Genomic DNA, 12345 nt, shown 5'->3' with positions numbered 1-12345 from the left:
GTGTGCCCCCTGGATGTTGCCGACCAACATTCTCCAGGAGGTTCTCGTGAACATTCGACGGATTGCTCGATTAGCCGGCGCCTGCGGTGTGGGTGCGGCGCTGGCACTCGCCCCACTCGCCGTCCCGACCGTGGTCGCCGAGCCCGCTCCGCAGGCAGTTCAGGTCGCCGCGGCACCCGGCGACGGCACCCCGGCGGGTGCCATCGAGTGGTACAAGGCGCGCATCGGCGACAGTTCCCTGGAGGGCTACTGCGAGATGGCCGCCGAGAACGCCTACGGCACCACCGGCATCTGGCCCTCCGCCATCGCCCACTGGAACGGCGCGATCAGCGCGGGCAAGGCCCACACCGACGGCTCCACCCCACCCAAGGGCGCGTTCGTCTACTGGAACACCAGCCAGTACGGCCACGTCGGCATCGCCGACGGTAAGGGTGGCTTCTACGCCACCAGCGTCGGCGGCGCGATCGGCCACGGCGACGACGTCTCCTACTACAACAACTACCTCGGCTGGAGCGACCCCCAGGTCCCCGGCCGGGGCTGACCACCGCGACTGGGCGGAGTCCCGACCGACGCCGGGACTCCCACCCCCACCAGTGGAGGTGCCGACGCGCCTCCGCTGCGAACCGCGGCAGTTCGCAGCGGGCCCCATTCGACGGCGTGCTCATCGACCGCCTCACTGCCCGGAGCGTGATTCCAATGAGAACCGCACGTGCGATTCCCATCGAAGGTGCGCTTCGACAACAGCGCACCGCCCAGGGCAACATTCCTCGGCAACGGCCTCAGCAGGAACCCGGGGCGGTCCGGGTCAGTGGCCGTCCCTGGGGACGTAGCTGCCGGAGCCGCCGACCAGGAAGTCCAGGTCCGCTCCTTCGGAGGCCTGCAGGACGTGGTCGTAGTAGAGGCGTTGGTAGCCGCGCGGGTGCGGGTTGAGCGGGGCCTGCCACGCGGCTCGGCGGCGTTGCAGCTCCTCCTCCGGGACCTCCAGGTCGAGGCGGCGGTTGGGGACGTCGATGCTGATCAGGTCGCCGGTGCGGACGAAGGCCAGCGGGCCGCCCGCCGCCGCTTCCGGGGTGACGTGCAGGACCACCGTGCCGTAGGCGGTTCCGCTCATCCGGCCGTCGGAGATGCGCACGATGTCGTCGAAACCGCGGTCCTGGACCTTCTTCGGCACCGGCACGTTGGCCACCTCCGGCATGCCGGGGTAACCCTTCGGGCCCGCGTTGCGGACCACCAGCACGGTGTTCTCGTCGACGTCCAGGTCGTCGTCCTGGCACACCGCGTAGTACTCGTCGACGTCCTCGAACACCACCGCCGGGCCGCGGTGCACCAGCAGCCGCTGCGAGGCCGCCGACTGCTTGACCACCGCCCCGTCCGGCGCCAACGAGCCGCGCAGCACCGCGGTTCCGGTGCCCACGGGCTGGAACGGCTCGTCGAACGGGGTGATCACCTCGCGGTTGTGCACCTCCGCGTCGGCGATGTTCTCACCCACCGAACGCCCGGTGACCGTGATCGCGGAGCGCACCACGAGGTCGCCGAGCTCCTTCAGGACCGCCGGGAGCCCGCCCGCGTAGCAGAAGTCCTCCATCAGGAACTTCCCGCTGGGCTGCAGGTTCACCAGCGTCGGCACGTCGCGGGTGTCGGTGTCGAAGTCGTCGACGGTCAGCTCCACCCCGACCCGCTTGGCGATCGCGATCAGGTGCACCACGGCGTTGGTCGACCCGCCGATGGCCGCGTTGGCGCGGATGGCGTTGCGGAACGCGTCGCGGGTGAGCACGTCGGACGGCTTGAGGTCCTCCGCCACCATCTCGACGATGCGCTGGCCGGTCTGCTGCGCGGCGGCGTAGCGGCGGGCGTCGACCGCGGGCCAGGACGCCGCGTGCGGCAGCTGCATGCCCAGCGCCTCCACGATGCACGCCATGGTGGAGGCGGTGCCCATGGTCATGCAGTGCCCGTTGGAGCGGGACATGCAGCCCTCGATGAAGTAGCACTCGTCCTGCGTGATGCGCCCGGCCACCAGGTCGGCCTCCGCCTGCCACACGGCAGTTCCGGACCCGATGTCGGCGCCCCGGTACTTGCCGTTGAGCATCGGGCCGCCGGTGAGCATCGCGGCGGGCAGGTCGACGCTGGCCGCGGCCATCAGCAGGCCGGGCGTGGTCTTGTCGCAGCCGGACAGCAGCACGACGCCGTCCAGCGGGTTGGCGCGGATGGTCTCCTCGGCCTGCATCGCCAGCAGGTTGCGGTAGAGCATCGTGGTCGGGCGCATCAGCGTCTCGCCCAGCGCCATGTTGGGGAACTCCAGCGGGAACCCGCCTGCCTGCCACACCCCGCGCTTGACCGCCTCGGCGATCCGCTGCTGGTGGGCGTTGCAGGGCGCCAGCTCCGACCAGGTGGTGCCGATGCCGATCACCGGCCTGCCGTCGAACACCTCGTCGCTGTAGCCCTGGTTCTTGACCCAGGACCGGGCGGTCATCCCGGCCCTGCCGTGCGCTCCGAACCAACTCGCGCTGCGCCGCGGCATGCGCCCTCCTCAATGAGTGCCTGGCCCGACGCTGCGACGAAACCAGTTCGACCACCACGGCGCAACAGTCCATCCGCGATGTCGAACAGCGGTTGCGATGCCGAACGGACGATCAGCTCCCGCCGCGCACCCCTCCGGGGCTCGTGACCCATATCACGGGCACAGTTCGGGGTATCGGACGCCAGGAGCCAGGGAGCACACCGGCCACCACAAGCCTCGCCCGCGCCCCGGAAGAGCTGCCGTGACCGACCTCGGCTGGGAGGTCAGGGCGTCGGGAGCTGGAGAACCTGGACCGGTGCTTCCTCCTTGGACAGGTCGAGCTGGTAGCGCTGGGTCAGGAAGGCCGCGATGTTGTGGAACAGCGGGGCCGCCGAGCTGCCCTCCTGGGTCCCGTAGGCCGGGCGGTCCAGCATCAGGCCGATCACGAAGCGGGGGCTGTCCGCCGGGACGACGCCCGCGAAGGTGATCCAGTGCTTGGAGTTGCTGTAGCACTTGCAGGCCGGGTCGTACTGCTGGGCCGTGCCCGTCTTGCCCGAGACCTGGTAGCCGGGCAGCGCCGCGCCCGGGCCGGTACCGCGGTTGGGCTGCGGGGCGTCCTGCACCACCGAGCGCAGCATGTCCTTCACCGTGTGCGCGGTTTCCGGGCTGACCACGCGGATGCCCTCCGGTCGGGGGCGCTCCACCCGCTTGCCGTCCGGGCCGATCTCGGCGGAGATGATCCGCGGCGGCACCCGGACCCCGTCGTTGGCGATCGCCTGGTACATGCTGGCCATCTGCAGCACGGTCATCGAGAAGCCCTGGCCGATCGGCAGGTTGCCGAACGACGACCCGGACCACTGGTCGGGCGGCGGCAGGACGCCCGCGCTCTCACCCGGCAACCCGACGCCGGTGCGCTGGCCCAGCCCGAAGGCGCGGGCGAAGTCGTACCACTGCTGCTCGCCGAGCTGCTGCGCGACCATCAGGGTGCCGACGTTGGAGGACTTGCCCATCACGCCGGTGAACGTCATCGGCACCGTGCCGTGCGGCCAGGCGTCGCCCACCGTGCGGTCCGCGACCTTGATGCTGCCCGGCACCTGCAGGACCGTGTCGGGCTTGACGACGCCCTTCTCGATCGCGCCCGCCGCGGTGATCAGCTTGGCCACCGAGCCAGGCTCGTACGGGGTGGTCACCGCCGGGTTGCCGGTGTTCTCCCCCCACGAGCCGTTCGGGTCGAAGGTCTTGTCGTTGGCCAGCGCGTAGACCTCACCGGTCCTGGCGTCCAGCACCACGGCGCTGGCGTTCTTGGCGCCCGCCTCGCGGGCGTAGTCGGCGAGCTCGCGCTGCAGCATGAACTGCACGTCGGAGTCGATGGTCAGCTCCACATCGGACCCCGGGACGGCCGGTTCCAACTCCCGGGTGCCGGGGATGACCAGGTCCGAGTTCAGCGCGGTGTCGGAGACCTGCTGGCCGTCCTTGCCGGCCAGCACCGAGTCCATCGAGGACTCCAGCCCGATCTGGCCACGCAGCTTGCCCGGCACCTCGTCCTTGCGCCAGTTCGCCGCACCGATGATGTTGGCGGCCAGGTCCCCGCCGGGGTACTCGCGGGTGGCCTGGTACTCGGCGCCGATCTGCGGGTACTCCTCGTTGATCTGCCGCGCCTTGCTCGGGTCGATCTTGGGGCCGAAGTAGGTGAACCCGACGTCGCGGAACAGCGCGTCGAGCACCTCCTGCTCGCTGATCACCCCCGGCAGCTCCTTGGCGATGTAGCGGGCGATCTCCTGCTTGTACTCCGCCGAGGTGGGCTTGCTGGGGTCCTTGGCGTGCTGCTCGTCGATGGTCTGGGTGAGCTGGCGCGGGTTGGCGTAGAGCTGCCGCGCCTCGCTGCTGAAGGCGAGCACGTTCCCGCCGCGGTCGGTGATGGCGCCGCGCTCGGCCCGGATGACCGAGCGGTCCAGCCGCTGCTTCACCGCCTTCTCGGACAGCGCGCTGGCTTGGAAGCCCTGCACCTGGATCAACTTCGCGCTGCTGAGCACGAGTGCGATCACCATGAGCAGCCGCCCGATACGCAGCCGCCGGTTGCTGCCCGCGACGTTGGTGCGCGCCGTGCGACCACGCATGATCTTGGTCGACCTGCGCGCCATCAACGTCCCCCTGCGGCAGCCTCGGTCGGCTGCTCAGCGGGCGGTTGCTCCCCTGCGGGCGGCTGCTGGTCGGCTGGCGCCTGGTCCGGCGGCTGCTCCACGGACGGCGGCGCGGCGGGCGGCGGAGGTGGCGGGGGTGGCGGGGGCGCGGTTGCCTTCTCCGGCTCGCCGACCACGAGCACAGTGCCGTCCGGCTGCGGCACCAGGTGCGCCGGTGCCGGACCCGGGACCATGCCGAGCTCCTCCACCGCGCGCCGCTGGATCACCGGCGGCGAGTCCAGCGTGCTGACCTCGCGCAGCAGCCGTTCCCGCTGCTCGTTCAGGGCCGCGATCTCGGCCTCCCCCTGCTGCAGCTGGTAGCTGCCGCTGACCGCCGCGATGGACAGCCACAGCGTGGCGGCGAGGCCGACGGCCAGCACCGACATCACCACGACCACCAGCGGCAGCCGCGCGGTGGCCACCCGCTCCTGCAGCTGCCTCGCCCGGGTCTTCGGCTTCGCCGAGGTGGGCCGCCGCTCCTCCGAGCCGGTGCGGATCTGCCGCGGTCGCCGAACCGACGGCTCCCGGGTGGACCGCTCCCGCCGCTCCTCGCGGCGCGCGTAGGCGCGTTCGGCCGCAGCCGACCGAGTTCGCGGCTTGTCCGACTTCGCCGTGGACTTGGTGCCGGTCTTCTTGGCGGCCGACTGCGCCCGCTCCGCGGAACCTGACCGCGCAGCGGACTTCTTGGACCGTGCGGGTGCTGTCATGCCGCCTCCCGTTCCTCGAAGTCCTCGTCGGTGGTCCCGTTCCGCGCGTGGTCGCTCACGTCTGCCCCCCACCGATCCGCTCCGCGGCGCGCAGCCGGACCGACGCGGCCCGCGGGTTCGCCTCCACCTCCCGCTCGTCGGCGACCTCGGCGCCGCGGGTGAGCAGGCGGAACTCCGGCCCGTGGCCGGGCAGTTCCACCGGCAGGTCGACCGGGGTGCGCGACTTGGCCCGCTCGGCGAGGGCGCGCTTGACCATCCGGTCCTCCAGCGAGTGGTAGGACATCACCACGACCCGGCCGCCCACCGCCAGCGAGTCCAGCGCCGCGGGCAGCGCGCGCTCCAGCACGTCGAGCTCGGCGTTGACCTCGATGCGCAACGCCTGGAAGGTGCGCTTGGCCGGGTGACCACCGGTGCGCCGACTGGCCGCGGGCACCGTGTCATAGAGCAGCTGCACCAGCCGCGCGCTGTTGGTGAACGGTTCCTCCTGGCGCTCGCGGACGATCGCCGCGGCGATCTTGCCCGCGAACTTCTCCTCGCCGTAGGTGCGCAGCACGCGCGCCAGCTCGTTCGCCGAGTAGGTGTTGAGCACGTCCGCAGCGGTGCGTGGCGCGCCGGGGTCCATCCGCATGTCCAGCGGGGCGTCCTGCGCGTAGGCGAAACCGCGGTCCGCCTCGTCCAGCTGCAGCGAGGAGACCCCGAGGTCGAACAGCGCTGCGTCCACCTCGGACAGTCCGAGGTCGGCGAGCACTTCGGACCACTGGTCGTAGACCGCGTGCACCAAGTGGACCCGCGAGGCGTGGGGCGCGAGCCGCTCCCCGGCCAGCCGGAGGGCGTCGGGGTCGCGGTCCAGGCCGACCAGCGTCAGCCCCGGGTGCGCGGCCAGCATCGCCTCGGAGTGCCCGCCCATCCCGAGCGTGGCGTCCACGACCACCGCGCCGTCGCGGGACAGCGCGGGCTCGAGCAGTTCCAACGTCCGTTCCAACAGCACCGGCACGTGCCTGTCGCGGGCGGACCCGCCCTGATCACACCGCTGTTCGGCCACGGCGGTCCCCTCCCTCCCGCGTGCCGTTCCCGTCGTGCTCCGCCAACCGGCACGCGCGGGCCCGCAGGCCCGCGCGTGGCGATGTCGGTGTTGCCGATCCGTGCAGGGGCTCGGCGGCGCCGGGATCCGGCTGGACATGTTCTGGCATCCCAGTGTCCCCTGCGGACTTCCGGATCCCGTCAGGTCCCCGCCCGCCCGTCGCGTCCTGGTGCCGGGGAAGATGCACCAGGCGTGCGAAAGCCGAGCGGACCGAGGCCTCACGAAACCCGGGTCCCCGCCGTCAACGCCTGCACCGCTCAGAAGACGCCCGGCAACACCTCCTCCCGTGCCTGCGCATAGCCCTCCTCGTGCTCCTCGAGGTAGCTCTGCCACCTCTCCGACTGCCAGATCTCCAGCCGGTTGATCGCACCGATGACCACGCACTCCTTGGTCAGCCCGGCGTAGCGCCGCAGCTCGGCCGCGATCTTGATCCGCCCCTGCCCGTCCGGCTCCTGCTCGTCGGTCCCGGCGAACAGGTAGCGCTGGTAGGCGCGGACCGCCTCGTTGGTGAACGGAGCCTCGGCGACCTTGCGCGCCATCTGCTCGAACTCGTCGCGCGGGAAGACGTAGAGGCAGTGGTCCTGGCCCTTGGTGACCATCAACCCCCCTGCCAGTGCTTCCCGGAACTTCGCCGGCAGCGTCAAGCGCCCCTTGTCGTCGAGCTTCGGGTGGTGGGTGCCGAGGAACATCCCGGTCCACCTCCCCCGATCCCGAGCCGCTCGTCCTGCGGCCCCGGACCCGCCGCAGCGGTGCTGCGACCCCGACGAGGACCTCCCACCGGTCGTACTCAGCGGTGGCCGGTGAAAGCAGTAGGACCCCCGTTTGCCCCACCTTCCCCCACAGTACCCCACTTCACTCCACCGTCAACACGAATCGCCCCGGTTCGCCCACCCGCGTCGACACCGTTTGCGCAGGTAGTCCCCGGTGGGGGCGAGGTGGGGGGCGGCGCGGGCCAAACCTTGATCAACCCCTTCGGGTCCGCGGTTATGCTCAGTGCGCGCCCGCCCCGCCCCCGACCGCGGCCCGCGCCCGGTGGGGCGGAGTGGGGCGGCGCCGGGATCGGTGCGGGGTGGCCCACCGGGTACCACCGGTTTGGCACACTGCACGTGCACACCGCCCCGGCCCAGCCGCCGGGAGCGGGGTGACCCGCGGACCACGCGGAGGCGTCTTGAGCGGCACCCGCGCGCTCCCCTCCGCGCAGGCGCCCCGCGGAGGACGGCGGCAACCCGCTCGGGCCAACCCGGGCGCCGCGACGAGCAGGAGGTGGCGTGACGCCCAGAGCCGAGTTGTCCGGTGCTCCGACGACCGGTGCCGGCGACGCGCCGGAGGTCCCCGGCGTCGACCAGCTGCACGCGACCATCCAGCGCATCGCCGCCAACGTCGAGCAGGTGCTGGTGGGCAAGCCCGAGGTGGTGCGGGTGGCGCTGGTCACCATGCTGGCCGAGGGGCACCTGCTGGTCGAGGACGTGCCCGGGGTCGGCAAAACCTCGCTGGCCAAGGCGCTGGCCCGGTCGATCGACTGCGCGGTCAGCCGCATCCAGTTCACCCCCGACCTGCTGCCCAGCGACATCACCGGCGTGTCGGTGTACAACCGGCAGACGGAGAGCTTCGAGTTCCGCCCCGGGCCGGTGTTCGCCAACATCGTGGTCGGCGACGAGATCAACCGCGCCTCCCCCAAGACGCAGTCCGCGCTGCTGGAGTGCATGGAGGAGAAGCAGGTCACCGTCGACGGCGACACCTACCCGCTGAGCGCGCCGTTCATGGTCATCGCCACCCAGAACCCGATCGAGATGGAGGGCACCTACGCGCTGCCGGAGGCCCAGCGGGACCGGTTCACCGCCCGCGTGTCGATCGGCTACCCCGACATCAAGGCCGAGCTGGCGATGGTCGACGAGCACGCCGGGCACGACCCGCTGGCCGCCCTGCAGCCGGTCGCCGACGGCGCCGAGGTGCAGGGCCTGCTGCGGGCCGTGCGCCAGGTGCACGTCTCCACCGAGGTCCGCCGGTACGCGGTTGAGCTGGTGGCCGCCACCCGCCAGCTGTCCGAGCTGCGGCTGGGCGCCTCGCCCCGGTCGACGCTGCAGCTGGTGCGGGCCGCCCGCGCGCAGGCCGCGCTGGCCGGGCGCGAGTACGCCATCCCGGACGACGTGCAGGCGGTCGCGGTCCCGGTGCTGGCCCACCGCCTGGTGCTGACCGGCGAAGCCCGCGCCGCCCGCCGCTCCACCACCGACCTGGTCCGCCAGCTGCTCAGCCGGACCCCGGTGCCACGCGGCGACACCGAACGCGAACGCAGGTAAGGATGCTGTCCGGCCTGACCATCCGCGGGCGCTGCCTGTTGGCTGCGGGCGTGGCCGCCGGGATCTGCGCGCTGGTCCTCGACGAACGCGACCTGCTGCGGGTTGCCGCGTTCGTGATCGCGCTGCCGCTGCTGGCACTGCTGCTGACCAGCCGCACCCGGTTCGGCGTCACCGCCCGCCGCGAAGTGGAGCCGCCGCGCATCCCGGTCGGCGGGCAGGCCACCGTCCTGCTGCACGTCAGCGCCAGCGGTCGGCTGCCGATCGGCGGGCTGCAGCTGGAGGACGGCACACCGCACGCGCTCGGCGGGCGGCACCGGTTCCGGCTGGACGCCGTGCCCAAGCACGGCGGCACCGTGCTGAAGTACCCGGTGTCGCCCTCGCTGCGGGGCATCCACCAGATCGGACCGCTGCGCACCCACATCGACGACCCCTTCGGGCTGGCCGAGTTCGAGCGCGAGCTGGCCGGTCGCAGCCGGTTCGTCGCGGTGCCGCACGTCGTCGCGCTCCACGGCCTGCCCGCCGGGTCCGGCCTGGGCACCGGTGAGGACGGCGCGACGCGGCTGCGCGCCGGGCACGGCGAGGACGACGCGGTGGTGCGCCAGTACCGGCACGGCGACGACATCCGCCGGGTGCACTGGAAGTCCACCGCGCGCCGCGACGAGCTGATGGTCCGCGTCGAGGAGCGCCCCTGGCACGCCGGGGTGACGGTGCTGCTCGACCGGCGCTCGGCCGCGCACCGGGGCAGCGGCGCGCGCAGCAGCCTGGAGTGGGCGGTGTCCGCGGTGGCCAGCTTCTGCCTGCACCTGCACCAGCACGGCCAGCAGGTGCAGCTGATCACGGAGGACTGCGCGCAGCTGGCGGCCGGGGCCGAGACCTCCAGCGACGGGCACGACGACGCGGTGCTGGACGCGCTGGCCGCGGTGCGCCCCTCGCCGCAGCGCGACCTGGTGTTCAGCCGCGACCCCGGTGCCGGGCAGCAGCTGATCGCGGTGCTGGGCGAGACCACGGCCCCGGCGGTCGACGAGCTGACCAAGCTCCGCCCGCAGGAGACGCGGAGCCTCGCGGTGCTGCTCGACGTCCCCTCCTGGAACGGCGAGGGCAGCGGCTACGACCCGCAGCTGGCCGCGCGGCGGCTGCGCGCGGCGGGTTGGACCGCGGTCGTCGCCGCTGGCCCGCGGACCTCGATCAACGCGGTCTGGCAGCAGCTGTGCCGGGAGACCACCGCGCCGGAATCGGAGGTGCTGCCGTGACCGAGCGCCGGATGGTGGCTGCCGTCGACACCTCGCTGGTGACGACGGCAGCGGCGGCGTTCGCGGTGCTGTGCGCCTCGACGGCGTTCGGCGGCGTGCTGGCCGACAGCCGGTGGGTGTTCCCCGCCGTGCTCACCATCCTCGCCGTCGCGGCGCTCGGGGTGCTGGGGCGCCGGTTGCACTGGCCGCTGGGCGCCACCGCGATCACCCAGCTGGCCGGGGTCCTGGTCATGCTCACCGCGCAGTTCACCGAGCGGGCCGTGCTCGGGGTGCTGCCCGGCCCGGCGGCGATCGGCGAGCTTGGCGGACTGCTGGCCAGCGCCGCCGACATCGTGCGCACCGGGGTCCCGCCGGTTCCCGCCGAACCCGCCCTGCAGGCCCTGGTCTGCCTGGGCCTGGGCGTGGTCGCGATGGTCGTCGACCTCATCGTGGTGGGGTTGCGCAGCCCGGCGGTGAGCGGACTGCTGCTGCTGTGCGTGTTCGCCATCCCCGCCTCGCTGTCCGACGCCATGCTGCCCTGGTGGACCTTCGTCGTGGGCGGGGCGGGTTTCGCCGTGCTGCTCGCCACGGGCGGCCAACACCGCCGCTGGCGCCGCCGCGAGGACCGCGCGCAGGTGACGAACGCGCTGTTCGGGCCCACGACCGCCGCGGTGGCCGGGACGGCCGGGGTGATCGCGATGCTCACCGGCGTGGTGTTCACCGGGGTCGGCACCGAGGGCCGGTTGCCCGGCTCGGTCCCGGAGCAGTTCGGCGGCACCGACGGGATCGGCCTGCAGCCGTTCACCTCGCTGCGCGGGCAGCTCAACCGGGACCGGGAGGTGGAGCTGTTCCGCGTCCGGGGCCTGCGCGAGCCGACCTACCTGCGCGCGCTGACGCTGCGCAAGTTCAACCCGGAGCGCGGCTGGGAGCTGGAGGGCCTGACCCAGGGGGTGGAGGCCAACGGGCAGCTCCCGCTGCCGGAGGGCACCGACATCGACGAGGGCAGCCCCGAGCGGGTCGAGATCTCCCCGGTCGGCTACCGGGACCCGTGGTTGCCGGTGTTCGGCATGCCCCGCTTCCTGTCCGGGATGGGGGTGAACTGGCGCTACGACCCCGCCTCCGGGATCGTCTTCACCCAGACCAACCAGGAGAGCCGCCCCTACGTCCAGCAGCTGGTGGTGCCCAAGCCGTCGCCGGACCAGCTGCGCAACGCGCAAGGGCCGCTGCGGGTGGCGCCGGAGTACCTGGACACCACCGGCATCCCGCCGCAGGTCGCCGACCTGGCCCGCCGGTTGACGGCGAACGCCCCCACCCGGTTCGACAAGGCGGTGGCGCTGAACCGGTTCTTCACCGATCCGCGCAACGGGTTCCGCTACGACCTGCGGACCGCTCCGGCTGGTGGCGGCGACGCCCTCTCCGAGTTCCTGTTCCGCGGCAAGCGCGGGTTCTGCGAGCAGTACGCCTCGTCGATGGCCGCCCTGCTGCGCTCGGTCGGCATCCCGTCGCGGGTGGCCATCGGGTTCACCGCGGGCTACCGGGACGGCGACGAGCGGGTGATCACCACCGAGGACGCGCACGCCTGGGTGGAGGCCTACTTCCCGGGCTGGGGCTGGCAGACCTTCGACCCGACGCCGCTGAGCGACGGCCGCACCGCGCTGCCGCAGTACCTGGACAGCGAGCTGAACCCGGCCCAGCAGCCCGCACCGCCCGGGCAGGAGCTGCCGAGCACGCCGCCGACCGCCGAACCGACCCCCGGCGGTGAGCGCCCGGAGGACCACACCGGTGTCGCGCCCGTGGACCCGCGGGAGACCGAGCCGGGCAACCCGTGGCCGATCGCGACCGGCGTGCTGGTCCTCGTGCTCGCGCTGCTGGCCGCCCCCGGCGCGGTGCGGGAGGTCCGACGGCGCCAGCGCCTGCGCGCGGTGGCCGGTGGAGCGGCGGGCGCGGCCGGTCTGGCCTGGCAGGAGGTGCTCGACGAGTTCCGGGACCGCGGTGATCGACCAGCAGCAGCGGACACCGCCCGCCAGGTCGCGACCAAGCTCCTCGAACACCACGGCCTCGACGAGTCCGGCGCCAAGGCCATGCGAGCCCTGGTGACAGCGGTGGAACGGGAGTGGTACGCCCCACCAGGCGCCGAACCAGACCCCGCCCTCCCAGAAACCCTGCGAACGGTCCTGACGAGCCTCCGCAGCGCGTCCCCCCTGGACCTCCGCTCCCGCCTCTTCCCCCGCTCAGTCCTCCACCTCACCCCCACCACATGAGCCCAGGCCCCGAGCGGGCAACGCGAAACCCACCACCAACCCAGACCCCAAGGTGGTTTCTTGGCGGCCGCCGAACGCCGACCCCACCTCAAC

At 72.7% G+C, this 12345-nt stretch carries 9 protein-coding genes; 4 read left to right on the top strand and 5 right to left on the bottom strand.

Annotation, left to right across the window (positions count from 1 at the left end; all coding sequences use genetic code 11):
• Nucleotides 1-46: 46 nt before the first annotated feature.
• Nucleotides 47-541 carry a CHAP domain-containing protein gene (locus ABT324_RS07435; protein WP_351173179.1) on the top strand — a complete coding sequence of 165 codons (495 nt, stop codon included), beginning with the start codon at nt 47-49 and terminating at the stop codon, nt 539-541.
• Nucleotides 542-805: 264 nt separating this feature from the next.
• Here ABT324_RS07435 and ABT324_RS07430 read toward each other — a convergent pair whose 3' ends face one another.
• From ABT324_RS07430 to mraZ, 5 genes are all read right to left on the bottom strand, one after another.
• Nucleotides 806-2518 (bottom strand): IlvD/Edd family dehydratase, encoded by a 1713-nt coding sequence (locus tag ABT324_RS07430; protein WP_351173176.1) that lies wholly within the window; start codon nt 2516-2518, stop codon nt 806-808.
• Nucleotides 2519-2781: 263 nt separating this feature from the next.
• Nucleotides 2782-4638 carry a peptidoglycan D,D-transpeptidase FtsI family protein gene (locus tag ABT324_RS07425; RefSeq protein ID WP_351173173.1) on the bottom strand — a complete coding sequence of 619 codons (1857 nt, stop codon included), beginning with the start codon at nt 4636-4638 and terminating at the stop codon, nt 2782-2784.
• On the bottom strand, nt 4638-5384 hold the full coding sequence (gene ftsL, locus ABT324_RS07420; protein ID WP_351173170.1) for a cell division protein FtsL: 747 nt from the start codon (nt 5382-5384) through the stop codon (nt 4638-4640). Before ftsL ends, ABT324_RS07425 begins: the two co-directional genes overlap by 1 nt.
• A gap of 55 nt (nt 5385-5439) precedes the next feature.
• Nucleotides 5440-6426, bottom strand: a complete 987-nt coding sequence (gene rsmH / locus ABT324_RS07415) for a 16S rRNA (cytosine(1402)-N(4))-methyltransferase RsmH (RefSeq protein WP_351173167.1) — start codon at nt 6424-6426, stop codon at nt 5440-5442.
• A gap of 296 nt (nt 6427-6722) precedes the next feature.
• Nucleotides 6723-7154, bottom strand: a complete 432-nt coding sequence (gene mraZ, locus ABT324_RS07410) for a division/cell wall cluster transcriptional repressor MraZ (RefSeq protein ID WP_351173164.1) — start codon at nt 7152-7154, stop codon at nt 6723-6725.
• Between the two features lie 597 nt (nt 7155-7751).
• On the opposite strand from mraZ, the gene ABT324_RS07405 reads away from it, so the two are divergent.
• From ABT324_RS07405 to ABT324_RS07395, 3 genes are read left to right on the top strand one after another with little or no spacing between them, the layout of a single operon-like run.
• A complete protein-coding gene (locus ABT324_RS07405; protein WP_351173307.1) occupies nt 7752-8762 on the top strand; it encodes an AAA family ATPase in 1011 nt (336 codons plus the stop codon).
• Nucleotides 8763-8764: 2 nt separating this feature from the next.
• Complete coding sequence (locus ABT324_RS07400) at nt 8765-10012, top strand: DUF58 domain-containing protein (protein ID WP_351173161.1); 1248 nt, start codon at nt 8765-8767, stop codon at nt 10010-10012.
• Nucleotides 10009-12252, top strand: a complete 2244-nt coding sequence (locus ABT324_RS07395; protein ID WP_351173158.1) for a transglutaminase TgpA family protein — start codon at nt 10009-10011, stop codon at nt 12250-12252. The genes ABT324_RS07400 and ABT324_RS07395 overlap by 4 nt, the downstream gene beginning before the upstream one ends.
• Nucleotides 12253-12345 lie beyond the last annotated feature (93 nt).

The organism is Saccharopolyspora sp. NPDC000359, assembly GCF_040300525.1.
GTDB lineage: Bacteria > Actinomycetota > Actinomycetes > Mycobacteriales > Pseudonocardiaceae > Saccharopolyspora.
The sequence above is the reverse complement of the archived record's forward strand: the minus strand, read 5'-3'. Positions and strand labels throughout refer to the sequence as shown.

Excerpts from the sequence above, each read along its gene's own strand:
- ABT324_RS07425 (WP_351173173.1), bottom strand. The coding sequence starts at position 4,638 with ATGGCGCGCAGGTCGACCAAGATCATGCGTGGTCGCACGGCGCGCACC.
- mraZ (WP_351173164.1), bottom strand. The coding sequence starts at position 7,154 with ATGTTCCTCGGCACCCACCACCCGAAGCTCGACGACAAGGGGCGCTTG.
- ftsL (WP_351173170.1), bottom strand. The coding sequence starts at position 5,384 with ATGACAGCACCCGCACGGTCCAAGAAGTCCGCTGCGCGGTCAGGTTCC.
- ABT324_RS07430 (WP_351173176.1), bottom strand. The coding sequence starts at position 2,518 with ATGCCGCGGCGCAGCGCGAGTTGGTTCGGAGCGCACGGCAGGGCCGGG.
- ABT324_RS07400 (WP_351173161.1), top strand. The coding sequence starts at position 8,765 with ATGCTGTCCGGCCTGACCATCCGCGGGCGCTGCCTGTTGGCTGCGGGC.